General features: G+C 70.9%; 26 protein-coding genes. 13 read left to right on the top strand and 13 right to left on the bottom strand.

Features of this window, described 5'->3' with window-relative positions; all coding sequences use genetic code 11:
• Positions 1 to 32: 32 nt before the first annotated feature.
• Positions 33 to 371, top strand: coding sequence for a hypothetical protein (locus FQY83_RS07860; protein WP_146386816.1), 339 nt, complete (start codon positions 33 to 35; stop codon positions 369 to 371).
• 75 nt (positions 372 to 446) lie between these two features.
• A complete protein-coding gene (locus FQY83_RS07855) occupies positions 447 to 1,385 on the top strand; it encodes a DUF808 domain-containing protein (protein ID WP_146386814.1) in 939 nt (312 codons plus the stop codon).
• Positions 1,386 to 1,391: 6 nt separating this feature from the next.
• On the opposite strand, the gene FQY83_RS07850 is transcribed toward FQY83_RS07855, so the two are convergent.
• Together FQY83_RS07850 and ubiH are read right to left on the bottom strand one after the other, a co-directional pair.
• The gene (locus FQY83_RS07850; protein ID WP_146386812.1) at positions 1,392 to 2,570 is read right to left on the bottom strand and encodes an FAD-dependent oxidoreductase; all 1,179 of its coding nucleotides are present in this window, start codon (positions 2,568 to 2,570) and stop codon (positions 1,392 to 1,394) included.
• The gene (ubiH, locus tag FQY83_RS07845) at positions 2,567 to 3,775 is read right to left on the bottom strand and encodes a 2-octaprenyl-6-methoxyphenyl hydroxylase (RefSeq protein WP_146386810.1); all 1,209 of its coding nucleotides are present in this window, start codon (positions 3,773 to 3,775) and stop codon (positions 2,567 to 2,569) included. The genes FQY83_RS07850 and ubiH overlap by 4 nt, the downstream gene beginning before the upstream one ends.
• 90 nt (positions 3,776 to 3,865) lie before the next feature.
• On the opposite strand from ubiH, the gene FQY83_RS07840 reads away from it, so the two are divergent.
• The 10 genes from FQY83_RS07840 to FQY83_RS07795 all read left to right on the top strand — a co-directional run bounded on the left by FQY83_RS07840 (position 3,866) and on the right by FQY83_RS07795 (position 13,672).
• Positions 3,866 to 4,456 carry a hypothetical protein gene (locus tag FQY83_RS07840; RefSeq protein WP_146386808.1) on the top strand — a complete coding sequence of 197 codons (591 nt, stop codon included), beginning with the start codon at positions 3,866 to 3,868 and terminating at the stop codon, positions 4,454 to 4,456.
• A gap of 32 nt (positions 4,457 to 4,488) precedes the next feature.
• Entirely contained in the window at positions 4,489 to 5,043 is a 555-nt protein-coding gene (locus tag FQY83_RS07835; protein ID WP_146386806.1) for a cob(I)yrinic acid a,c-diamide adenosyltransferase, read from the top strand.
• 10 nt (positions 5,044 to 5,053) lie between these two features.
• Positions 5,054 to 5,995 carry a histone deacetylase family protein gene (locus FQY83_RS07830; protein ID WP_146387261.1) on the top strand — a complete coding sequence of 314 codons (942 nt, stop codon included), beginning with the start codon at positions 5,054 to 5,056 and terminating at the stop codon, positions 5,993 to 5,995.
• Between the two features lie 111 nt (positions 5,996 to 6,106).
• The gene (gene lptD / locus FQY83_RS07825) at positions 6,107 to 8,503 is read left to right on the top strand and encodes an LPS-assembly protein LptD (RefSeq protein ID WP_146386804.1); all 2,397 of its coding nucleotides are present in this window, start codon (positions 6,107 to 6,109) and stop codon (positions 8,501 to 8,503) included.
• Positions 8,500 to 9,795, top strand: a complete 1,296-nt coding sequence (locus FQY83_RS07820) for a peptidylprolyl isomerase (RefSeq protein ID WP_146386802.1) — start codon at positions 8,500 to 8,502, stop codon at positions 9,793 to 9,795. Before lptD ends, FQY83_RS07820 begins: the two co-directional genes overlap by 4 nt.
• Positions 9,796 to 9,946: 151 nt before the next feature.
• Complete coding sequence (gene pdxA / locus FQY83_RS07815) at positions 9,947 to 10,945, top strand: 4-hydroxythreonine-4-phosphate dehydrogenase PdxA (RefSeq protein ID WP_238333443.1); 999 nt, start codon at positions 9,947 to 9,949, stop codon at positions 10,943 to 10,945.
• A 284-nt stretch (positions 10,946 to 11,229) separates the two neighbouring features.
• Entirely contained in the window at positions 11,230 to 11,568 is a 339-nt protein-coding gene (locus FQY83_RS07810; protein ID WP_146386798.1) for a tRNA-binding protein, read from the top strand.
• Positions 11,565 to 12,353: a 16S rRNA (adenine(1518)-N(6)/adenine(1519)-N(6))-dimethyltransferase RsmA gene (rsmA, locus tag FQY83_RS07805; RefSeq protein ID WP_146386797.1), complete on the top strand. Its 789-nt coding sequence runs from the start codon at positions 11,565 to 11,567 to the stop codon at positions 12,351 to 12,353. Before FQY83_RS07810 ends, rsmA begins: the two co-directional genes overlap by 4 nt.
• 73 nt (positions 12,354 to 12,426) lie before the next feature.
• Positions 12,427 to 12,810, top strand: coding sequence for a Co2+/Mg2+ efflux protein ApaG (apaG, locus tag FQY83_RS07800; RefSeq protein ID WP_146386796.1), 384 nt, complete (start codon positions 12,427 to 12,429; stop codon positions 12,808 to 12,810).
• Positions 12,811 to 12,820: 10 nt separating this feature from the next.
• Positions 12,821 to 13,672 (top strand): symmetrical bis(5'-nucleosyl)-tetraphosphatase, encoded by an 852-nt coding sequence (locus FQY83_RS07795; RefSeq protein ID WP_146386794.1) that lies wholly within the window; start codon positions 12,821 to 12,823, stop codon positions 13,670 to 13,672.
• 30 nt (positions 13,673 to 13,702) lie between these two features.
• Here the strand turns inward: FQY83_RS07795 and FQY83_RS07790 are convergent, their stop codons facing one another.
• The 8 genes from FQY83_RS07790 to FQY83_RS07755 form a co-directional block, all read right to left on the bottom strand.
• Positions 13,703 to 14,233, bottom strand: a complete 531-nt coding sequence (locus tag FQY83_RS07790; protein ID WP_146386792.1) for a dihydrofolate reductase — start codon at positions 14,231 to 14,233, stop codon at positions 13,703 to 13,705.
• Between the two features lie 6 nt (positions 14,234 to 14,239).
• A complete protein-coding gene (locus tag FQY83_RS07785; protein ID WP_146386790.1) occupies positions 14,240 to 15,034 on the bottom strand; it encodes a thymidylate synthase in 795 nt (264 codons plus the stop codon).
• Positions 15,031 to 15,933, bottom strand: coding sequence for a prolipoprotein diacylglyceryl transferase (lgt, locus tag FQY83_RS07780; protein WP_146386788.1), 903 nt, complete (start codon positions 15,931 to 15,933; stop codon positions 15,031 to 15,033). The genes FQY83_RS07785 and lgt overlap by 4 nt, the downstream gene beginning before the upstream one ends.
• A gap of 67 nt (positions 15,934 to 16,000) precedes the next feature.
• Positions 16,001 to 16,501 carry a TPM domain-containing protein gene (locus FQY83_RS07775; protein ID WP_238333442.1) on the bottom strand — a complete coding sequence of 167 codons (501 nt, stop codon included), beginning with the start codon at positions 16,499 to 16,501 and terminating at the stop codon, positions 16,001 to 16,003.
• A gap of 1 nt (position 16,502) precedes the next feature.
• Positions 16,503 to 17,492, bottom strand: a complete 990-nt coding sequence (locus FQY83_RS07770) for a TPM domain-containing protein (protein WP_146386786.1) — start codon at positions 17,490 to 17,492, stop codon at positions 16,503 to 16,505.
• Between the two features lie 10 nt (positions 17,493 to 17,502).
• Positions 17,503 to 18,138: a LemA family protein gene (locus tag FQY83_RS07765; protein ID WP_146386784.1), complete on the bottom strand. Its 636-nt coding sequence runs from the start codon at positions 18,136 to 18,138 to the stop codon at positions 17,503 to 17,505.
• 92 nt (positions 18,139 to 18,230) lie between these two features.
• Positions 18,231 to 18,968, bottom strand: coding sequence for a TerC family protein (locus tag FQY83_RS07760; protein ID WP_146386782.1), 738 nt, complete (start codon positions 18,966 to 18,968; stop codon positions 18,231 to 18,233).
• A 25-nt stretch (positions 18,969 to 18,993) separates the two neighbouring features.
• Positions 18,994 to 19,374 carry a diacylglycerol kinase gene (locus tag FQY83_RS07755; RefSeq protein WP_146386780.1) on the bottom strand — a complete coding sequence of 127 codons (381 nt, stop codon included), beginning with the start codon at positions 19,372 to 19,374 and terminating at the stop codon, positions 18,994 to 18,996.
• A gap of 246 nt (positions 19,375 to 19,620) precedes the next feature.
• On the opposite strand from FQY83_RS07755, the gene FQY83_RS07750 reads away from it, so the two are divergent.
• Positions 19,621 to 20,346 carry an SGNH/GDSL hydrolase family protein gene (locus tag FQY83_RS07750; protein ID WP_146387257.1) on the top strand — a complete coding sequence of 242 codons (726 nt, stop codon included), beginning with the start codon at positions 19,621 to 19,623 and terminating at the stop codon, positions 20,344 to 20,346.
• Between the two features lie 39 nt (positions 20,347 to 20,385).
• Here the strand turns inward: FQY83_RS07750 and FQY83_RS07745 are convergent, their stop codons facing one another.
• From FQY83_RS07745 to FQY83_RS07735, 3 genes are all read right to left on the bottom strand, one after another.
• On the bottom strand, positions 20,386 to 21,351 hold the full coding sequence (locus tag FQY83_RS07745; RefSeq protein ID WP_238333440.1) for an isoaspartyl peptidase/L-asparaginase family protein: 966 nt from the start codon (positions 21,349 to 21,351) through the stop codon (positions 20,386 to 20,388).
• Between the two features lie 166 nt (positions 21,352 to 21,517).
• Positions 21,518 to 22,747, bottom strand: coding sequence for an ABC transporter permease (locus FQY83_RS07740; RefSeq protein ID WP_146386776.1), 1,230 nt, complete (start codon positions 22,745 to 22,747; stop codon positions 21,518 to 21,520).
• Complete coding sequence (locus FQY83_RS07735) at positions 22,744 to 23,529, bottom strand: ABC transporter ATP-binding protein (RefSeq protein WP_146387255.1); 786 nt, start codon at positions 23,527 to 23,529, stop codon at positions 22,744 to 22,746. Before FQY83_RS07735 ends, FQY83_RS07740 begins: the two co-directional genes overlap by 4 nt.
• Positions 23,530 to 23,535 lie beyond the last annotated feature (6 nt).

Raw genomic sequence — 23,535 nt, 5'->3', positions numbered from 1 at the left:
CAATCACAAATTCCCGAATCAAGGAACCGGACATGGCCGCCAGCTGGATCACCGTCGTCGCTCCCTACCTGCCGGAGATCATCCGCCTCGCGCGGCCGATGTTCACGCGTACGCCGCCGCTTCCCGACGACAGCCAGCGCCTGCGCCTGGACGTCGTCGACACCCAGATCGTCGAACTCCAGGATGCCGCGAGCCAGAACGCCGACTCCATCGCCAAGCTCGCCCGCGACATGCAGCAGGCCATGCAGGCGCTGCAGCTCGGCGCGGAGCGGATGGAGCGCCGGCTGGCGCTGGCCCAGCGCGTGACCCTGGTCGCGACCACCGTCGCGGCGCTGTCGTTCTGCCTCGCCGCCTGGGCGCTGGCGCGCTGACGACGGCGTCTTGACGCCAACCGACGGCCGCGCCCCTACAATCTGCCGCCCTCCGCCCCCGACCGACGCCCCCGCATGGCCTCCAGCCTCCTCGTCCTGCTCGACGACATCGCCACCATCCTCGACGACGTGTCGGTGATGACCAAGGTCGCCGCGAAGAAGACCGCCGGCGTGCTCGGCGACGACCTCGCGCTCAACGCCGAGCAGGTCAGCGGTGTGCGCGCCGATCGCGAACTGCCGGTGGTGTGGGCGGTGGCGAAGGGCTCGGCGGTCAACAAGCTGATCCTGGTGCCCGCGGCGCTGGCGATCAGCGCCTTCGCACCGTGGGCGGTGACGCCGCTGCTGATGGCCGGCGGCCTGTTCCTGTGCTACGAGGGCGTGGAGAAACTGCTGCACAAGTTCCTGCACGACAAGCAGGAGGACGACGCCCGCCACGCCGCGCACGCCGCGGCGCTGGCCAGGCCGGACGAGGACCTCGTCGCGATCGAGAAGGACAAGATCAAGGGCGCCATCCGCACCGATTTCATCCTCTCGGCAGAGATCATCGTCATCTCGCTGGGCACGGTCTCCGGCAAGCCGTTCGCGGTGCAACTCGGGGTGCTGGCCGGGATCGCGGTGCTGATGACGGTCGGCGTCTACGGACTGGTCGCGGGCATCGTCAAGCTCGACGACCTCGGCCTGTACCTGAGCCGCAGCGTCAGCGGCTTCGCGCGCGCGATCGGCACCGGCATCCTGCGCATGGCGCCGTGGCTGATGAAGGGCCTGGCGGTGGCCGGCACCGCGGCGATGTTCCTGGTCGGCGGCGGCATCCTCACCCACGGCTTCCACGTGGTAAACGAGTGGGTCCGGCACGCGGCGACGGACGCCTCGCAGGTCCCCGGTGTCGGCGCGGTGCTCGGCGCGCTGACGCCGATGCTGATCAACGCCGCGGTGGGCATCGTCGCGGGCACGATCGTGGTGGGCGCGGTGACGCTGTTCAAGCGCCTGCGCGGCGGCAAAGCGGTGGCGAGCTGACGCCCGTCAGCCGCCGGCGGCGCGCCGCCGGAACAGGTCCACCAGCGGCGGCATCCGGCCGGCGAGGCCGAGCAGGTGTCCGCGCAGCAGCGTCGGCGCGATGGCGTCGTTCGAGAACAGGCGGTTGATGCCGTCGAACGCGTAAGCGGCGACCGTGTTCTCGCTGCGCCGCGCCCGCGCCCAGCGCGCGAGCCGGTGCGACGCATCCCAGGCCACGCGTCGCCGCTGCGCCTCGCGCACGCTGTCGCGCAGCGCGGACACATCGCGCAGGCCGAGGTTCACGCCCTGCCCGGCCAGCGGATGCACCGCGTGCGCGGCGTCGCCGATCACCAGCACGCGGCCGGCGTGCTGGGTGGCGGCGAGCTGGCGCTGCAGCGGGAAGGCGACGCGCCTGCTCGTCGGTCGCAGTGTGCCGAGCCGCGCGTCGAAGGCGGTGGTGATGGCGCGCGCGAACGCGGCGTCGTCGAGCGCCAGCACGCGCGCGGCCTCGTCGTTGGGCAGGGTCCAGACGATCGAGCAGGTCCCGTCCGTCCACGGCAGCAGCGCCAGCGGCCCGGTCGGCAGGAAACGCTGCCAGGCGGTCGCCTCGTGCGGGCGCTCGACCTGCACGTATCCGACGATGCCCTGCTGCGCGTAGTCATGGGCCTCGGCCGCGATGCCGGCCAACCGCCGCAGCGGCGAGGCGGCGCCGTCGGCGGCGATGGCGAGGCGCGCGGCGACGCGGGTGCCATCGTCGAGCCGCAGCTGCACGCCGGCCGCGTCCTGCTCCAGCGCCTCGACGCGCGCCGGGCAGGCCAGGCGGATGCGACTGCGCGGCAGCGCCTGCCACAGGGCGTCGACCAGCAGGCCGTGTTCGACGATCCAGCCCAGCTCGGTGCGCGCGAGCGCGTCGGCGTCGAAGCTGATCGGATCGCCGCCGGCCGCGTCCCAGACCCGCATCCGCCGGTACGGCTGCGCGCGCGCCTCGCGCACCGGTGTCCATGCACCAAGCGTTTCGAGCAGCGCGACGTTGTCCGACGCCAGCGCGTACACCCGCAGGTCCGGCTGCGCCGACGACCACGCCGGCGGCCGCGCGGCCTCGACCAGGCACACGTCCAGCCCGAGTTCCGCCAGCTCCAGCGCGCAGGCGGCGCCGACCACGCCACCGCCGACCACCGCCACGTCGTGCAGGTCGCGCCGGCTCATGCGGCACCCGCCCGGCACAGCGCGGGCACGTCGCCGCGAAAGCCCATCGCGCCGCCGGCAAGCAGCGCCTGCAGCGACGGCACGCGGTCCACCGCCAGCAGGCCGAGGCTGCGCAGCGGGCGCAGCACGGAGGCGCGGTTGGCGGTGAGGCGCGCCAGCCCGTCGGAAAACGCCAGCGTGCGCTCGCGATCCTCGCGCCGGCGCGCGGCGTAGGCGTCAAGCAGCGCATCCGCGCCCGGATCGTCCGCGTCCGCCACCAGTTCGGCCAGCGTCAGCGCATCGCGCAGGCCGAGGTTGAAGCCCTGCGCGCCCACCGGATGCAGGCTCTGCGCGGCATTGCCCACGAGCACCGCGCGCGTTGCCGTGGTGCGCGCCGCCACCGCGCGCAAGGCCGGATAGACGCTGCGTTCGCCGACTTCGACGAAACGTCCCGCACGCCAGCCGAACGCGGCCTGCACGCGGTCGAGGAAGGCGCGATCGTCCAGCACCACCACCGCATCCGCGTCCTCATCGGCGACGCCGTGGACCAGCCCCCAGGCGCCGTCGCCGCGCGGCAGCAGCGCGGTGGGGCCGTCGTCGCCAAGCCGCTCGTAGGCGATGCCCTCGGGCGCACGCCGCGTTCGCAGCCGCGCGACGAACAGCCGCTGCCGGTAGTCGTGCTCGTCGACCGCGATGCCGAGCGCGTCGCGCACCCGGCTGCCGGTGCCGTCGGCGGCGACCACGAGGCGCGCGTGCAGGACGCGCTCGCCGTCGCCGTCGTCGATGCGGACCCGGCGCACGCCGTCGGCGGTCTCGCCGAAGCCCAGGAACCGCGCCGGCCGATGGCGGACCAGGTGCGGGAGTTCGGCCAGGCGGGCTTCCAGCGCTTCGCCGAAATCGCGCGCCACCACGACCTGGCCGAAGCTGTCGCGCCCGTAGTCGGCCGCATCCAGCAGCACCCGGCCGAAGTCGCCGCTGCGGCTGGCGTGGATGCGCCGGATCGCGCCCGCGGGCGCGCGCAGCCGCTGCATCACGCCGAGCGCGGTCAGCGCGTTGACGGTCGCGTCGGCGAAACTGAGGTTGCGCTGGTCGAACACCGCCGGCATCGCGCCGGGCGGCGCGGCCTCGACCATCGCCGCGGCGATCCCCGCGCGATCGAGCGCGAGCGCGAGACTGGCGCCGACCAGTCCGCCACCGACGATCAGCACCGGATGCACGGTTTCCATCGCGCCATGATAGCGGGCGCCGGCGGCAGGCCGCCCCTGCGTCCGCTAGAATGCGGGTCTCTTCCGCGCCGTCCTCCGGAGCCCCGCACCATGACCACCGCCGCAAGCCGCGCCGCGATCCTGACCCTGCTGGCCGCCGTGATGGTCGCGACGCGCCTGCACCACTTCGGCGCGGTGCCGGACGCGTCCTGGGCGGTGTTCTTCGTCGGCGGCTTCTACCTGCATCGCTGGACGCGCTGGGCGTTCCCGCTGCTGATGGCGCTGGCCGTGATGGTCGACTGGATCGTCATCAGCGGCCAGGGCATTGATTTCTGGACCCATTACTGCGTCTCGCCCGGCTACTGGGCGCTGGTGCCGGCGCACCTGGCGATGTGGGCCGGCGGATGGTGGCTGCAGCGCCACGCCGGCGGCATCGGCTGGCGCGCGCTCGGGCTGCTGGTGGCGAGCGTCGTGGCTTCGGTCGCGGTCTGCCACCTGTTCGCGCAGGGTGGTTTCTACTGGACCAGCAGCGCGGTGGCCGAACCCACCGTCGCCGGCTGGTGGAAGAACTACACCGACTGGCTGCTGCCCTACCTGCGCGTGACCGCGATGTACGTCGGCATCGCGGCGGCCACCCACGTCCTCGTCGCCCGCCTGCTGCCGGCGAACGCCGCCCTGGCCCGGGACGGCGCGCGGCGCTGATCCCGCGCACGACGCGCTGACCAGGCCCGGCCATGGGCAACCGGCTGTCGAAGATCTACACCCGCACCGGCGACGACGGCACGACCGGCCTGGGCGATGGCACGCGCGTGGCCAAGGATTCGGCGCGGGTCAACGCCTACGGCACCGTCGACGAGGCGAATTCCGCGATCGGCCTGCTGCTGGCCGCCGAACTGCCCGATGACGTCCGCGACCTGCTGACCGCGATCCAGCACCAGCTGTTCGACCTCGGCGGCGAGTTGTGCATCCCCGGCCATGCCGCGATCGACGACGCCGACATCGACCGGCTGGAAGCGCACCTGGACCGCTACAACGAACCGCTGCCGCCGCTGAAGGACTTCATCCTGCCCGGCGGCGGCGAGGCGGCGGCGCGCTGCCACGTCGCCCGCACCGTCGTGCGCCGCGCCGAACGCGACACGGTCGCGCTGTCGCGCCACGAGGCCGTGCGCCCGCAGGCGGTCCGCTACCTCAACCGCCTGTCCGACCTGCTGTTCGTGCTCGCGCGCGTGCTGGCCCGCGCCAGCGGGCACGGCGAGGTGCTGTGGCGGCACGAGCGACGCTCGCGCTGACATGGCGCGCATCCTCGGCTACACCCACCCCGCCTGCCTGGAGCACGACACCGGGCCGGGCCATCCGGAATGCCCGGAGCGGCTCGAGGCGGTGCTCGAAGCGGTGCACGAGGCGTTCCCGGCGCTGGAGTGGATCGAGGCGCCGCGCGCCACCCGCGGACAGCTGCTGCGCGTGCACGATCCGGCGCTGCTGGCGATGGTGCTGGCGCCGCACCCGCAGGGATCGACGCGACTCGACCCGGACACCGTCGTCTCGCCCGGATCGCCCGAGGCGGCGCTGCGCGCGGTCGGCGCCGGCATCGCCGCGACCGAGGCGGTGATGAACGGCGAAACCGACGTCGCCTTCTGCGCCGTGCGCCCGCCGGGCCACCACGCCACGATCGACGCCGCGATGGGCTTCTGCCTGTTCGACAACATCGCCGTGGCCGCCGCGCACGCGCTCGACAGGTTCGGCCTGGCGCGGGTGGCGATCGTCGACTTCGACGTCCACCACGGCAACGGCACCCAGGCGATCTTCGAGCGCGACCCGCGCGTGCTCTACCTCAGCTCGCACCAGTCGCCGCTGTATCCGTGGACCGGCGCCGGCAGCGAGCGCGGCGTCGGCAACCTCGTCAACGCGCCGCTGCCGGCGGGCGCGGGCAGCGCGCCGTTCAGACAGGCCTGGGCCGGCACCCTGCTGCCGGCGCTGGACGCGTTCGCGCCCCAGCTCGTGTTCATCTCCGCCGGCTTCGACGGCGACCGTCGCGACCCGCTGGCCGGGCTGGACCTCGGGCCCGGCGACTTCGACTGGCTGACCGGCGAACTGTGCCGGCTGGCCGCGCGCCATGCCTGCGGCCGCGTCGTGTCGATGCTGGAGGGCGGCTACGACCTGCAGGCGCTGCGCGAGGGCGCGGTCGCGCACGTGTCCGCGCTGGCCGGCGCATCGGCCGCGGCGGGCTCTTCGCAGCCCTGAGCGCCGCCGCGCCGGCGCTGCCTGCAGCATGAACCGCGGCTGGCGCCTGCATTGCCGCTACACAGTGCTTCCGGCAAGCTAGCGCCCTTTCCGCCACCGGGATTCCATCGCGTGCGTCCAGCGCTCCGCCTGCTGCCACTGCCGCTCTGCATCGCCCTGTCGCTGGCAGCCCACGCGGACGACGACATCCCGGTCGACTGGTCGCTGTGCCCGGTCGAGGACGCGGTGCCGCTGTTCCCCGACGCGCAGCCGCCCAAGGGCGACGCCGCCAGCCGCGACAGCCTGCCCACCGACATCCAGGGCGACCAGACCGTGGGCATCGACGGCGGCCTGTACAACGTCACCGGCAACGTCACCCTGCGCCGCGGCGACCAGTTCCTCGGCACCGACGACATCGAGTATTCGCCCGAAGCCGGCACCTACACCGCGACCGGCAACGTGCGCTACCAGGACTCGGGCATGCGCATCGTCGCCGACCGGCTCGAGGGCGACCAGAACACCGAATCGCACCGCATCGACAACGTCCGCTACCAGCTGACCGAGCGCCGCGGCAACGGCGGCGCCGAGCGCATCGAGATGCAGGACGCGCAGGGGCGGATGTTCGGCTCCACTTATTCCACCTGCCCGCCCAGCCAGCGCTGGTGGGAACTGCGCGCGCAGCGCATCGACGTCGACACCGACGAAGGCACCGGCGTCGCCCGCAACGCCACCCTGCGCATCGGCAAGGTGCCGGTGCTGTACGTGCCCTATCTCGCCTTCCCGATCGACGACCGGCGGCGCACCGGCCTGCTGTACCCCAGCATCAGCATGTCCGGGCGCAACGGCTTCGACTGGCGCCAGCCGATCTACCTCAACCTCGCCCCGAACTACGACATGACCGTGACGCCGCGCTGGATGAGCCGGCGCGGGCTGCAGCTGGGCACCGAGTTCCGCTACCTCACCGAACGCGGCCGCGGCAGGTTCGAGCTGCAGGCGCTGCCGTCGGACGACCTGGTATGGCGCGAGCGGGCGGAGGAAATCGCGGATCCACGGATCCGGCCGGAGAATTACCGCGAGGACGACCGCGGCATGTTCCGCTACAACGGTCTGCAGAACATCGACCACACCTGGCAGGCGCGCGCCAACCTCTACTGGGTCAGCGATCCACGCTGGCTGGAAGACGCCAGCAGCAGCGTCGAGGGACTATCGGTCTTCTCTCTGATCAGCAACGTCGGCATTTACGGGCGGGGGCGGTACTGGAATGCCGGCCTGGTCGGCGAATACCGCCACCTGACCGACTACACCCTCAGTGAAGCGCAGCTGCCCTACAATCGCCTCCCCCGCGCCTACTTCCGCTGGGAGCAGCCGTTCGGGCGCTGGTTCGTCGCCGGCGCCGACACCGAAGTCGTACGTTTCTCGCATATCGATTCGACGACACGACCTGGAGGCAGCCGCCTCGACCTCAAGCCCTACGTCAGCATGCCGCTCGAGGGCGCGAGTTGGTATGTCACGCCCACCCTGGCCTGGCGCTACACCGGTTATCAGCTGGACGATGCCCTCGCACAGCGGCTTTCGCCGACGGCACCCGACGCGTCCCCTTCGCGCAGCCAGCCCATCGGCAGCATCGACGCCGGCCTGTTCTTCGACCGCAACACCCGCTTCCGCGGCGACGACTACCTGCATACGCTGGAGCCGCGGCTGTTCTACCTGAACTCGCCCTATCGCGACCAGGACAACATGCCGCTGTTCGACACCCGGCCGATGACCTTCAGCTGGGGCCAGCTGTTCCGCGACAACCGCTATTCCGGCGGCGATCGCCAGGCCGACGCCAACCAGCTCACGCTGGCGCTGACCACGCGCCTGATCCGCGAGTCCGACGGCCGCGAGAAGCTCTCGGCCAGCGTCGGCCAGATCCGCTACTTCGAGGACGCGCGCGTCACGCTCGGCAACGAGGTCCCGATCGAGCAAGGCAAGTCGGCCTGGGTGGTCGATGCCAACTACGCGATCAACGACCGCTGGACCATCGGCACCTCCTACCAGTGGAACCCGGCCACCAGCCGCGAGGACCTGGCGACCGTGCGCACGCGCTACCTGGTCGGCGACGACGGCATCGTCAACCTCGCCTACCGCTACCGCCGCAACGCGCTCACCCAGGCCGACCTGCTGGAGCAGGTCGACCTGTCCTTCCTGTACCCGATCAACCCCGCCTGGAGCGTGGTCGGGCGCTACTACTACTCGCTGCAGTCCAACCAGGTGCTGGAAGCGATCGCCGGCGTGCAGTGGGAAAGCTGCTGCGTCGCCGCCCGCCTGGTGGCGCGCCGCTACGTGCGCAATACCCGCGGCGAAATGAACGATGCCATCCAGCTCGAGATCGAACTCAAGGGCCTCGGCTCGGCCGGCCCCGACAACCAGAGCCGCCTGCGCCGTGCTATCCTCGGATACCACCGCGACGACCTCTACCTCGTCCCGCCGTCGGAGCTCGGCAGCGGTGCCGACGACGACGACAATACGTCAGACCTCCTGCCATGAAGATCCGCACCGCCCTCCTGTGCGCCGCCCTGCTGTTCGCGGCTTCCGTCCACGCGCAACAGGCCCAGCCGCTGGAGCGCATCGCCGCTGTGGTCGACGAAGACGTCATCCTGCAGAGCGAACTCGACCGCGCGGTCTCGAACATCGTCGCCCAGTACGCGAACCGCCAGAACCAGCTGCCGCCGCGGCACGTGCTGGAGCGGCAGGTACTTGAGCGCCTGATCCTGGTCAAGCTGCAGACCACCCGCGCCGCGGAAACCGGCGTGCGCGTCGGCGACGCGGAAGTCGACAGCGCGATCAACAACATCGCCCAGCAGAACAATCTCTCGCCCGACCAGCTGCGCCAGCAGCTGGCGCGCGACGGCATGTCGATCGAGGACTTCCGCAGCTCGCTGCGCGACGAGATCCTGACCCAGCGCCTGCGCCAGCGCTTCGCGCAGAGCCGGATCAGCGTCAGCGACGCCGAGGTCGACGCCGCGATGGCCTCGCAGGCCGGCGCCATGCAGTACCACCTGGCGCACATCCTGGTGGCGCTGCCGGAAGGCGCGACGCCGGAGCAGATCGCCACCGGCCAGCAGAAGATCGACGGCATCAAGTCGCTGCTCGACCGCAACGAGATGCAGTTCGCCGCCGCCGCGGTGCGCTATTCCGACAGCCCCAACGCGCTCGAGGGCGGCGACCTGGGCTGGCGCAGCCTCGACGAGATCCCGGTCGCGTTCGCGAACGCGATCCGCTCGATGCAGCCGGGCAACGTCATCGGCCCGATCCGCGGCCCGAGCGGCTTCCAGCTGCTGCAGCTGGTCGAGACCCGCGACGGCGCGCAGGCTGCCGGCGGCGCGGGCACGGTCACCCAGTACCACGCGCGCCACATCCTGGTCCGCCCGGCCGAAGGCGCCAGCGGCGACGGCGAGGCCAGGGCCCGGATCGACACCCTGCGCGCCCGCATCGCCGGCGGCGCCGATTTCCAGGCGGTCGCCGGCGAGAGTTCCGACGACACCGTGAGCAAGGCCGAAGGCGGCGACCTGGGCTGGTTCACGCAGGACGAGTTCGGGCCCGAGTTCGGCGGCCAGGTCGCGAACCTGCAGGACGGCCAGGTATCGGCGCCGTTCAAGACCCAGGCCGGCTGGCACATCGTGCAGCGCGTGGGCACGCGCCAGACCAGCGTCGAGGACGAGAACCGCCGCGCGCAGGTCCGCGAATCGATCGGCCAGCGCAAGCTGGAGGACGAGTGGGACCGTTACCTGCGCGAAATGCGCGGTGAAGCCTACGTCGACATCCGCGTCGGCGGCTAGGGCCATTGTCGCTCCGGCGAGCGGCATCCCCCGGCTGTCATCCCGACCCCGGACTCGATCCGGGGGGATCTGCCTTTGATCCTGCCCCGGGACCGAGCCCGAAGTCGGGATGACAATCCGAACATCCTCCGAACATCCAATGACCGGATCAGTGGCAAGCACTAGCACGCCGCCCCCCCGGCTGGCGCTGGTCCCGGGCGAACCGGCCGGCGTCGGCCCCGAATTGTGCGTGCGCGCCGCGCAGCGCACATGGGACGCGGACCTCGTCGCCTTCGGCGACCGCGGCACGCTGGCCGCCGCCGCCGAACGCCTCGGGCTGCCGCTGCGGCTGGTCGCCGCCGACGCGCCCGAAGCACGGCCGGGCGAGCTGCGCCTGGTCGAGATCCCCAACGCCGTCGACTGCGCGCCGGGCGTGCCCGACCCGCGCAACGCCGCGGCGGTGACCGCCGCGCTCGCGCGCGCCGCGGATGCCTGCCTCGAAGGCGGCTGCGACGGCATCGTCACCGGCCCGGTGCACAAGGCCACGATCAACCTCGGCGGCATCCCGTACTCCGGCACCACCGAACTGCTCGCCGCACGGGCCGGGCGCGAGGTGGTGATGATGCTCGCCAACGACATCGTCCGCGTCGCCCTCGCCACCACCCACCTGCCGCTGCGCGAGGTCGCCGACGCGATCACGCCCGATGCGCTCGAACGCGTGCTGCGCATCCTGCATGCCGCGCTGTGCGACGACTTCGGCATCGCCGCGCCGCGCATCGCCGTGCTCGGCCTCAATCCGCACGCCGGCGAGGCCGGGCACCTCGGGCGCGAGGAGATCGAGGTGATCGAGCCGCTGCTGGCGCGCCTGCGCGGCGAGGGCATGCGCCTCGACGGACCGCTGCCGGCCGACACCGCCTTCCTGCCCGCGAAGCTGCGCGAGATCGACGCGGTGCTGGCGATGTACCACGACCAGGGCCTGCCGGTGCTCAAGTACAGCGGCTTCGAGCGCGCGGTGAACCTGACCCTCGGCCTGCCCTGGCCGCGCGTCGCGGTCGACCACGGCACCGCGCTCGACCTCGCCGGCAGCGGTCGCGCCGACCCGTCGAGCCTGTTCGCCGCGATCGAGACCTGCGCACGGCTGGCGCGACGCGGGAGGAAGGCGGCCGCCTGACCGGCCGTCATGCGCCTTACGCTCCATCATGCGAGTCGCGTGCGTCGCTGTGCGTCATGCCACTGCGGATCGCTTCGGACGAAAGGCGAACGACGGAACGCCCACATTGCAGTCATCCCGGCGAAAGCCGGGATCCATTTTGACCTTGTCCTTGCTCCATCACCGCAAGTGGAACGGTAACGGCACAATGGATCCCGGCTTTCGCCGGGATGACGGGAGAGGATTGCGAAGGTAGGGTGAGACAATCCCGCTTCCGCTCCCCGCTTCCATCCCCATTCCGCCCCATGCAAACCATCGACTGGAACGATTTCCTCAAGGTCGAACTGCGCGTCGGCCGCGTCCTGTCCGCGCGCGTCTTCGCCGAGGCGCGCAAGCCGGCCTACGTGCTCGAGGTCGACTTCGGGCCGGAGATCGGCGTGCGCAAGTCGAGCGCGCAGGTCACCGATCTGTATGTTCCCGACGAGCTGGTGGGCCGGCTGGTGGTGGGCGTGGTGAATTTCCCGGAGAAGCAGATCGGGCCGCTGATGTCACAGTGCCTGGTCACCGGCTTCCATGACGCCGACGGCCGGGTCGCGCTGTGCGTGCCCGACCGCGACGTCCCCCTCGGGACACGCCTGCTGTGAGCGGTTTCGGCGCACCGGCCAAGAAGTCGCTCGGCCAGCACTTCCTGCACGAGCGCGGCGTGGTCGACAGGATCATCCTCGCCGTCGACCCGAAGCCGTGCGACCGCCTGGTCGAGATCGGCCCCGGACAGGGCGCGATGACCTTCCCGCTGCTCGACCGCCACGGCGCGCTGACCGCGATCGAGTTCGACCGCGACCTGCTCGCCCCGCTCACCGAGGCCGCGCGCACGCGCGGCGAGCTGACGCTCATCCACGCCAACGTGCTCGACGTCGACTTCACCGCGCTGGCCGCCGGCACGCCGCTGCGGCTGGTCGGCAACCTGCCCTACAACCTGTCCTCGCCGATCCTGTTCCACGCCCTCGACCACGCCGCCGCGATCCGCGACATGGTCTTCATGCTGCAGAAGGAAGTGGTGGACCGCATGGCCGCGCCGCCCGGCAGCAAGGTCTACGGCCGCCTGAGCGTGATGCTGCAGGCCTGGTGCGAGGTGACCGCGCTGTTCACGGTCGGTCCCGGCGCGTTCCGGCCACCACCGAAGGTCGATTCGGCCGTGGTGCGGCTGGTGCCGCGCCCGCCCGCCAGCGTCGGCATCGCCGACCCGGCCCGCTTCTCCGCCATCGTCCGCGACGCCTTCGGCCAGCGCCGCAAGACCCTGCGCAACGCCCTGTCGAAGCTCTGCGACGAGGCCACGATCCGCGCCGCCGGCATCGACCCGCAGGTGCGGGCGGAACAGCTGCCCGTCGCCGATTTCATCCGCCTCGCCAACCACGCCCCTGCCCGGTAGGCGCCTTCAGGCATATCGCGGGCGTTCACGGGCTCTACTCGATCCATTCACGGACAGCGCATACACTGGCGCCATGGAAGAGATCGCCGATTACAGTCTGGAAATCCAGATCGCCACGCAGTTCCTCGACGAGGAATCCGAGCCCGACGACGACCGCTACGTGTTCGCCTACACCATCCGCATCCGCAACCTCGGGCGGCTGCCGGCGCAGTTGGTGTCCCGGCACTGGATCATCACCGACGCCAACGGCCGGGTCGAGGAGGTGCACGGCGATGGCGTGGTCGGCGAACAGCCGCGGCTGGAGCCGGGCGAACAGTTCACCTACACCTCCGGCGCCACCCTGCCGACGGCGGTCGGCACGATGGAAGGCAAGTACGACATGCTCGGCGACGACGGCACCCGCTTCGACGCACCGATCCCGCCGTTCACGCTCGCCGTGCCGCGCACGCTGCACTGAGGCCGTCGGCATGGCCGTCTGGGCGATCGGCGACCTGCAGGGCTGCTACGGCCCGACGCAGCGCCTGCTCGAGAAGATCCGGTTCGATCCCGCGCGCGACCGGCTGTGGTTCTGCGGCGACCTGGTGAACCGCGGCGGCGAATCGCTGGAGACGCTGCGGCTGGTGCATTCGCTGCGCGAGAGTGCGGTCACGGTGCTCGGCAACCACGACCTGTCGCTGCTCGCCATCGCGCAGCGCAGCGAGCCCGAACAGCGCAAGGTCAACCCCGACCTGCGCGGCGTGCTGTTCGCGCCCGACCGCGACGTCCTGCTCGACTGGCTGCGCGTGCAGCCGCTGCTGCACGCCGACCGCGCGCTGGGCTGGATGATGGTGCACGCCGGGCTCGCGCCGAAGTGGACCACCGCGTTGGCCGAGCAGCACGCGCGCGAGGTCGAACGCAAGCTGCGCGGCAACGGCGCGAAGAAGCTGCTGAAGAACATGTACGGCGATCGTCCCGCCTGGTCGCCGGGGCTGGCCGGCCATGACCGCGACCGCGCGATCATCAACGTGTTCACGCGCATGCGCTACTGCTCGCCGCGCGGCCGCATCGCGTTCGAGGAAAAGGGCGCGCCGGGCACGCAGCAGGCCGGCCTCTACCCCTGGTACGAAGTGCCCGGCCGCGCCGAGCGCGACCTGAAGATCGCCTGCGGCCACTGGTCCACGCTCGGCCTGTTCATCGGCCACGGCGTGCACGCGCTGGACACCGGCGCGGTCTGGGGCGGCAAGCTCACCGCGCTGCAGATCGACAGCGACGAACTGCGCATCGTGCAGGTGCCGGGGCGAGACGTGCCGCCGCCGAAGGGCGAATTGCCCAAGGGTTGACCGGCGCCAGGGAAGCGCCGCAAGCCCGCTTCAGGGGAGGATCGCCGTCGGATCGCGATCCGGCTCGTTCGCGCGCAGGTAGTCGACGAACTCGAATGCAAAGGCGTGCTTCGCGTCCGCGACGTGCGTACCGCGGGCGATCGGCAGCCAATGACTGCCGTCGAATGGCGGGAAGAATGCATCGGCGTCCACGACTATCGTGTCGACGTGGGTCAGGTACATCTCGACTGCGAACGGAAGCGCCAGCGCATAGATCTCCGCGCCGCCGATCACACACAGCTCCTCGGCGCCTTGGCCATCCACAATGCGCAGCACCTCCTCGATCGACGCCACCGCCTGCATGCCCGCGAACGGCACGCGCCCGCGGCGCGTCAGCACCAGGTTCAGCCGCCCCGGCAGCGCGCGTCCCAACGACTCGGCGGTCCTGCGCCCCATCAGCACCGGCTTGCCCAACGTCAGCGCCTTGAAGTGCTTCAGGTCGTCCGGCAAGTGCCACGGCAGCGCGTTGCCCTTGCCGATCGCGCGGTTCCGGTCGAGCGCGGCGATCAGCGAAATCCGCATCGCCCGTCAGACCGCCACCGGCGCCTTGATCGCCGGATGCGGATCGTAGCCTTCGATGGCGATGTCGTCGAAAGTGAAGCCGAACAGATCGGTCACGTCCGGGTTCAGCCGCAGCTGCGGCAAGGGCTGCGGCGCACGCGCGAGTTGTTCGCGCGCCTGCTCGTAGTGGTTCGAGTACAGGTGCGCATCGCCCAGCGTGTGCACGAAGTCGCCCACGCCAAGTCCCGTCGCCTGCGCCACCATGTGCGTGAGCAGGGCGTAGCTGGCGATGTTGAACGGCACGCCGAGGAAGATGTCGCCGCTGCGCTGGTACAGCTGGCAGCTCAACTTCCCGTCGACCACGTAGAACTGGAACAGCGAGTGGCAGGGCATCAGCGCCATCTGCGGCAGCTCGGCCACGTTCCAGGCGCTGATGACGAGGCGGCGCGAGTCGGGATTGCGCCTGATCTCGTCGACCAGCCACTGCATCTGGTCGATATGCCCGCCCTTGCCGTCGGGCCAGCGCCGCCACTGCTTGCCGTAGACCGGGCCGAGTTCGCCGTGCTCGTCGGCCCACTCGTCCCAGATGCTGACCTTGTTGTCCTTGAGGTAGGCGATGTTGGTCTCGCCCTTCAGGAACCACAGCAGCTCGTGGATGATCGAGCGCAGGTGCAGCTTCTTGGTGGTGACCAGCGGGAAACCTTCGCCCAAGTCGAAGCGCATCTGCCAGCCGAACACGCTGCGCGTGCCGGTGCCGGTGCGGTCGGATTTCTCGGCGCCCTGCTCCAGCACGTGGCGCAACAGGTCGAGGTACTGCCTCATGCCTTGCCCCCGGCTGCGACCGGCCGCAGCGTCGGCGCGCTGCGCGACTTCCACAGCCAGTACAGGCCCAGGGCGATCAGCGGCAGCGACAGCACCTGGCCCATCGTCAGCCAGCCGAAGGCGAGATAGCCGATGTCGGCGTCGGGCACGCGTACGAACTCGACCGCGAAGCGGAACACGCCATACAGCAGCGCGAACAGCCCGCTCACCGCGTAGCGCGGCCGCGGCTTCGACGAGTACCACCACAGCACCGCGAACATCACCAGCCCTTCGAGGCAGGCCTGGTACAACTGCGAGGGATGGCGCGCGAACGGGTCCAGCGCGCCCGACGCGAACTGCGTGCGCAACTGCTCCGCGGTCCAGCCGGCGAACTGCGGGTCGGTCGGGAACACCACGCCCCAGCCCGCCTGCGTGTACTTGCCCCACAGTTCGGCGCCGATGTAGTTGCCGATGCGGCCGAAGCCCAAGCCCGGCGGCACCAGCGGCGCGACGAAATCCAACGTATCGAAGACGTTCCGTCCCTGCTTGCGCGACCAGTACCACACGGCAACGAGCACACCGAGCAGCCCGCCGTGGAAGCTCATCCCGCCCTCCCAGACCTTGATCATCCGGACCGGGTCCTGCAGGTAGCTCCCCAGGTCGTAGAACAGGATCGAGCCGATGCGCCCGCCCAGGATCACGCCGAGCAGGCCGTAGAACAGCAGGTCACCGAAGGCGTTGGCGTCGACGCCGGGCATCCGGCCGGCGCGGATCCGGCGCGAACCCAGCCACCAGAACACGGCGAACCCGAGCAGGTACATCAGCCCGTACCAGTGGATCGCCGGATGGAAACTGCGGCCGAACAGTTCGAACGCCGGGAACTGGATCGCGATCGGGTCGATCTGGTGCAGGTGGATCATGAAACGGTTCGATCCTCGGCGGGCAGGCGCCTATTGTGCCCGACCCGCCCGCCGGCGACACCCGCGCTCACAGCAGCCGTGGCCGGTTCGGGAGTTCATCCTCGTCCGGCTGCGTGCCGTCCTGCGGGAAATGTTCGGCCAGCAGGTCCGAAACCGCCTCGATCCCGGCGATCGCCGCGCGCTCGTGCTCGCCGGCGCGGAAGCGTTCTTCCATCAACGCGCAGATCGCGCGCCACTGCGCGGCGTCGACGCGCCCGTCCAGGCCGCGGTCGGCGACGATCTCGATGGCATGGTCGGCGAGCAGCACATACACCAGCACGCCGTTGTTGGCGGCCGTGTCCCAGACGCGCAGGCAGCCGAAGGCCTCGTCGGCGCGCCGGCGCGCGTCCACGCCGCCCAGCACCTGGCGCGCGCCCAGCGCCGATTCGATCGCGAAGCACACTTCGCCGCGATGACGGCGTTCGCCTGCGGCGATCGCCCCGGCAATGCGCGCCAGACTGTCGGCCGGGAACCGTCGCTGCGACGGCAGCGTGCACCAGTGGCGGAGCAATCGTGCGAGGCGGCCCACGTCACCAGCTCCCCGACGCGCCGCCACCACCCGACCGGCCTCCGCCGCCGGACCAGCCGCCGCCCGACGATCCGCCGCCGAACCCACCGCCGCCCCAGCCGCCGCCCGACGATCCGCCGCCGCCCCAGCCGCCGCCCGACGATCCGCCGCCGCCCCAGCCACCGCCCGACGATCCGCCGCCGCCCCAGCCACCGCCGGAGGATCCCCCGCCCCAGCCGCCCCAGCCGCCGTGGCGCGCATAGCGGCCGGTGGACACCGCCATCAGCCCCACCAGCAGCCCGAGCACGCCGCCGGCCAGCGCCGCCGCCAACAGCGACGACACCAGCCAGGCCACGCCGCCCGCCGCCGCGCCGCTGAACAGGCCGCGCAGGGCGGCCGGCGTGCGCTTGCCGAACAAGCCGCGCACGAAGCTGGCGGCGATGAAGGCCGCCACCAGCGCGAACAGGAAATCGCCGCCGCCTTCGGGCGCCGCGCGGTGCGCGCTCACCGGCTCCGGCAGCGGTTCGCCGTCGATGAGCCCGACCAGCACGCCGGTGGCGTCGACGATGCCGCCGGCGTAGTCGCCCTCGCGGAACCTCGGCACCAGGTATTCCTGGATCACGCGGCCGGCGGTGATGTCCGGGATCGCGCCCTCCAGGCCATAGCCGACCTCGATCCGCACCTTGCGCTCGTCCTTCGCCACCACCAACAGCACGCCGTCGTCCACACCCTGGCGCCCGGGCTTCCACTGCTCGAACGCGCGCACGGCGTAGGCCTCGATCGTCTCGGGCTGCGTGCCCGGCACCACCAGCACCTGCAGCTGGCTGCCCTTGCGCTCGCGCAGCGCCAGCGCCTGCCGTTCGAGCTGCGCGCGCGTGGCCGCGTCGAGCGTGCCGGTGGTGTCGACCACCGGCGAATCGAGCGCGGGAATCGCGGCCTGCTGCGCCCACGCCGGCGCGGCGCAGGCCAGCAGCAGCGCGACCAGGCCCAGCGCGCGCAGCAGGCGGGTCATCGCGGAAACGTCAGTTGGCCGGCGCGGGCTGCTGCGGCTCGGGCGCCGGGGCCGGCGTCGTGCCAAAATCGACCGCCGGCGCCTGGCTGATCTGCGCCTCGTTCTCGACCGTGAAGTTGGGTTTGGCCTTGTGCCCGAACACCATCGCGGTGAGGTTCGCCGGGAACTGGCGGACGTAGGTGTTGTAGTCCTGCACCAGCTGGATGTAGCGCCCGCGCGCCACTGTGATGCGGTTCTCGGTGCCTTCGAGCTGGGTCTGCAAATTGAGGAAGGACTGGTCGGCCTTGAGGTCGGGATAGTTCTCCACCACCACCATCAGCCGCGACAGCGCGCCCGACAGCTCGCCCTGCGCGGCCTGGAACTGCGCCAGCGAGGCCGGGTCGTCGGCGTCGACGTTGATGTTGCCGACCTTGGCCCGCGCCTCGGTCACCGCGGTCAGCACCTGCTGCTCGTGCGCGGCGTAGCCCTTGACGGTGTTGACCAGGTTCGGGATCAGGTCGGCGCGGCGCTGGTACTGGTTGAGCACCTCCGACCAGCCGGCGGACACCGCCTCGTCCTTCTGCTGGATCTGGTTGTAGCCGCAGCCCGACAGCAGCAGCGCCAGCAGCAGCAACGCCACTACGCGGAACGGGTTGATCGAACGCATGGCCAGGCTCCTTCGGCACGGGCGGGGACGCGCGCATTGCACCACCGCGCCGGCGGCCGCGCAATCGGCGCGCCGCCGGCCGCCACAGGCGGTCAGAACAGTTCGCCGCGCCGCCGTGCGTTGCGCTTGGCCCAGAGGTTGAGGACCTCGACCAGCACCGAGAAGCCCATCGAACCGTAGATGTAGCCCTTCGGAATGTGCACGTCGAAGCCTTCCAGCAGCAGGTAGGCGCCGATCAGCACGATGAAGGCCAGCGCCAGCATCTTCACCGTCGGATTGGCGTCGATGAACTGGCCCAGCGGACGCGCCGCCAGCAGCATCACGCTGACCGCGATCAGGATCGCGGCGACCATCACCGGCACGTAGTCGCCGGCCATGCCGACCGCGGCGATCACCGAGTCGAGCGAGAACACGATGTCGATCACCGCGATCTGCGCGATCACGCCGCCGAAGGACACCGCCGCCTTCGCCGCGGGGCCGCCGTCGTCATGGCCGCCGCCGATCATTTCGCGGATCTCCAGCGCGCCCTTCACCAGCAGGAACACGCCGCCGAGGATCAGCACCAGGTCGCGCACCGAGATGCCCTGCCCGAACAGCACGAACAGGTCGGCGGTCAGGCTCGCCAGCCAGGCCAGCGTCAGCAGCAGGCCGATGCGGGTGATGCAGGCCACCGCGATGCCGAACTTGCGCGCGAACTCGCGACGCTCCGGCGGCAGCTTGCTGACCGCGATCGAGATGAACACCAGGTTGTCGATGCCCAGCACGATCTCGATCGTGCTCAGGGTCAGTAACAGGATCCACACCTGCGGATCGCTCAACAGCTCCAGCATCGGATTGACTTCCTCTTTTCGGTCCCTAGAGCCAGCGCGGGGCCAGTACCAGCCCCCACACCAGCAACACGTTCAGCATCGTCACGAACACCGCGGCCGAGCCCATGTCCTTCGCGCGCCCGGCCAGTTCGTGGTGCTCGGCGCCGTAGCGCTCGATCACCGCCTCGACCGCGGAATTGAGCAGCTCGACCGCCAGCACCAGCAGGCAGCTGCCCAGCAGCAGCGCGCGCTCGACGCCATCGTTGCCCAGCCACAGCGCCAGCGGCCCGAGCACCGCCAGCAGGTACACCTCCAGCCGGAACGAGGACTCGTGCAGCCACGCCGCCTTCAGCCCCTGCAGCGACCAGCGGGTCGCCATCAGGATGCGGGCGGGACGGCGCGGCAGGTGCCCGGTTTCGTCGGCCATCACGCGACCCGCATCCACGGGTCCGGGCCTGCATCCCCGAGGCGGCGACCGGCAACGCCGGGCGGAGACTGCGACAGGGTCGATGGCATGCAGCTGTCATGGGCGCGGCGTTGGCCGCAACAGTGCAATTTTGCCATAGTTGCGCGTGATTCCAGCGTATTTTCACGCGGTGCCGGTGCTGCGCAAACGCGCCGCAAACCGCCGCCGGAATCACGATCCAGCCATCATTGGAAACAGGCCGTGAGAATCCCTGCAAGCCCCTGCAAAGCGCTGCTGCTGCTTTTTGCCCTCGCCACGCTGCTGGCGCTGCCCGCGTGCCGCAGCGCTCCACAGGCCGCCTCCGGGGATGTCCCGGCGGGGGTCGATCCGGTGTCTTCACCGGCCTGGGCCGCCGACATGGCGCGCTTCGCCGCCGAAGACGCCGCCACCCCGCCGCCGCCGCATCCGGTGGTGTTCACGGGCAGTTCCTCGGTGCGCCTGTGGGACACCCTCGCGCAGGACTTCCCGGGCGTGCCCGTGCTGAATCGCGGCTTCGGCGGCTCGCACATGCGCGATTCGGTCTGGTACGCCGACCCGCTCGTGCTGCGCTACCGGCCGCGCCAGGTGCTGGTCTACGCCGGCGACAACGACATCGACGCCGGGCGCAGTCCAGCGCAGGTGCTGTCCGACTTCCAGGCCCTGGTGGCGCGCCTGCACCGCGACCAGCCCGGCCTGCGCATCGGCTACATCGCAATCAAGCCCAGCCCGCTGCGCGCGGCGCAGCTTGAACGCCAGCGCGAGGCGAACGCGCTGGTGCGCGAATGGGCCGCGACCCGCGACGGCATCGACTTCATCGACGTCTTCACGCCGATGCTCGATGCGCAGGGCCAACCCGACGCCGGCCTCTTCATCGAGGACAGGCTGCACATCAATGCCCGCGGCTACGCGCTGTGGCGCGGCATCATCGCGCCGTACCTGCAGCAGCCGGATTGATCCAGCCTGCACACCGGCTGCAGGCCGGGCCCGAAGGAATCAGTCCTCGCGGAAGATCGCGGTGCCGCGGCTGCCGTCCGGCTTCACCCAGCCGCGGTACATGCCCGAGGTGTTGAACGGCATGGCGATGTTGCCGTCGCGGTCGAGCGCGATCGCGCCGCCGTCGCCGCCGAGTTCCGGCACCACCTTCATGATCACCTCGTCGGCCGCGGCCTGCAGCGTGTCGCCGCGGTAGGCCACGCGCGCGCAGATGTCGTGCGCGACCGCGTTGCGGATGAAGAACTCGCCCCAGCCGGTACCCGACACGCCGCAGCGATCGTCGGCCCAGGTGCCGGCGCCGACGATCGGCGAATCGCCGACGCGGCCCCACTTCTTGTTGGTCATGCCGCCGGTGGAGGTCGCCGTGGCGATGTGGCCCTGCGCATCGAGCGCCACCGCACCGACGGTGCCGAAGTATTTTCCCTTGAGGTCGGTCGCGGCCTGCGCCTGGTCGCGCTCGCGCTGCTGCGCCTTCTTCAGCTGCTCGTGGCGCGTTTCGGTGTCGAACCAGTCGTTGGGCACGCGCTCGATCCCCGGCTGCGCGTCGGCGAACGCCTCGGCGCCCTCGCCGATCAGCATCACGTGCGGCGAATGCTCCATCACCGCGCGCGCCAGCCGGATCGGGTTGCGCACCGTGGTCACGCCGGCCACCGCGCCGGCGCGGCGGGTGTGGCCTTCCATGACCGAGGCGTCGAGTTCGTGCCCGCCTTCGGCGTTGTACACGGCGCCCTTGCCGGCGTTGAAGCGCGGCGACTCCTCCAGTGCGACCACCGCGGCCTCGACCGCGTCCAGCGCGCTGCCGCCGCGCGCCAGCACGGCCTGGCCGGCGTCCAGCGCCGCGTCCAGCGCCGCGCGGATCGCGCGCTCGTCGTCCGCACCGAGGTCGGCGCGTTCGATCACGCCGGCGCCGCCGTGGATCACCAGCGCGGTCGGGGAAACGGGGCGGTCCTGCGCGGTCGCGGTCATCGAAAGCATTGCCATCAAGAGGAGGAGAAGCCAGCGCATGGCGGGATCCTGCGCGGAAAACGTAAGGATACCCTGCGGGCCTTCCCGTAGGAGCGCCTTCAGGCGCGATGCTTTTTGATTCGGGATTCGGGACCGGTGAGGAAAAGCATCGCGCCTGAAGGCACTCCTATTGTTGGCGCAATGCTTCGATCGGATCGAGCTGGCTGGCCTTGCTCGCCGGGTAGTAGCCGAAGAACAGCCCGGTGGCGATCGAGAAGCCGGCCGCCAGCGCGATCACCTTGCCGTTGAGCTCGACCGGCAGTTCGCTGTTGAACTGCCCCACCAGCAGGGCGCCGACGACGCCGATCAGGATGCCGAGCACGCCGCCGCCCAGCGACAGCAGCATCGCCTCGGCGAGGAACTGGCGGCGGATGTCCGACGGCCCGGCACCGACCGCCATGCGCAGGCCGATCTCGCGGATGCGCTCGGTCACCGACACCAGCATGATGTTCATGATGCCGATGCCGCCGACGATCAGCGAGATGGTCGCCACCGCGCCCAGCAGCCACGACATCAGCCGCGTGGTCGCGGTGCGCGTGGCCACGATCTCGGACATGTTGCGCACGCGGAAGTCGTCCTCCGCGCCCGGGGCGATGCGATGGCGCTGGCGTAACAGCGATTCCAACTCGCCCTGCACGTAGGCCAGCTCGTCGGCGTCGGACACCGCCAGCGAGATTTCCATCACCGCCTTGGGCGGCATGCCCATCGAGCCCATCAGCCGGCGGCGCGCGGTTTCCAGCGGCACCATGACGATCTCGTCCTGGTCGCGGCCGAAGCTGCTCTGCCCCTTCGGCGCCAGGGTGCCGGCCACGGTCAGCGGCACGCGGCCGATGCGGATGGTCTCGCCGATGCCGCTCTCGTCGCCGAACAGCTCCCGGCGCACGGTCTCGCCGATCAGCACCGTCTTGTCGTCGCCGCTGGCCTCGAAGCCCTCGCCGTCGGCGATGCTCCAGCCGTTGATGACCAGGTAGTCCGGATCCACGCCCTGCCAGCTGCTGTTCCAGTTGCGCTCGGCGTACACCACCTGGCTGCTGCCGCGCAGCGATCCGGAGATGTATTGCACTTCGGGAATCTCGCTGCGGATCGCGTCCACGTCGTCCTGCGACAGTGTGAAGAAGCTGCTCGCGCTCATGCGCACGCCGCCGCTGCTGCGCGCCACGTTGGGCGAGACGTCGAGCCGCTGCGAACCGAGTCCGGCGACCATCTTGTCGATCTCGGCCTGCGTGCCCTGCCCGACCGAGACCATCACGATCACCGAGGCGATGCCGATGATCACGCCCAGCGAGGTCAGCGCGCTGCGCATCCAGTTGCCGCGCAGTGCAAACAGGGCTGTGCGCAGGACGTCCGTGAAGTTCATGGTTCGGATCCGGAATTCGGAATCGGGGACTCGGGATCCGGCAGTACGGGATGCGATGCGGAGAATGCCTCGATTCCCGATTCCCGACTCCCGAATCCCGGCTCTTCATGCAACTCGCCGTCGCGCATCACGCAGGTGCGATCGGCATGCGCCGCCACCTCGGCGTCGTGGGTGATCAGCACCACCGTATGCCCGTCGTCGCGCAGGCGCTTGAACAGCGCCAGGATCTCCTCGCCGGTCTTCGAGTCGAGTGCGCCGGTGGGTTCGTCGGCCAGCAGGATCGCCGGCCGGTTGATCAGCGCGCGCGCGATCGCCACGCGCTGCTGCTGGCCGCCGGACAGTTCGCTGGGCCGGTGCGTGGCGCGTCCCGCCAGGCCCACGGCCGCCAGCGCCTCCTGCGCCAGCCGACGGCGCTCGGGCGGCGGCACCTGCGCGTAGCCGAGCGGCATCGCGACGTTGTCCTCCGCCGTCATCCGCGGCAGCAGGTTGAAGCCCTGGAACACGAAGCCGATCTTGTCGCGGCGCAGCGCCGCCAGCTGCTCGCGGTCGAGCGTGGCGACGTCGACGCCGTCGCACAGGTACTGGCCGGAACTCGGCGTGTCGAGGCAGCCGACCAGGTTCATCAGCGTCGACTTGCCCGAGCCCGAGGGCCCCATGATCGCGACGAACTCGCCGCGCCCGATCACCAGGTCCGCGCCGGCGAGCGCGACCACCTCGGCCTCGCTGCCCTCGGCGTAGACCTTGCGCAGCGCGCGGGTCTCGATGACCGGCGTGGCGTCCATGGCCTG

The sequence above is a fragment of the Luteimonas marina genome (assembly GCF_007859325.1).
GTDB classification, from domain to species: Bacteria; Pseudomonadota; Gammaproteobacteria; order Xanthomonadales; family Xanthomonadaceae; genus Luteimonas; species Luteimonas marina.
Note: the sequence above shows the minus strand (reverse complement) of the source record. Positions and strands in the feature narration are given on the sequence as shown.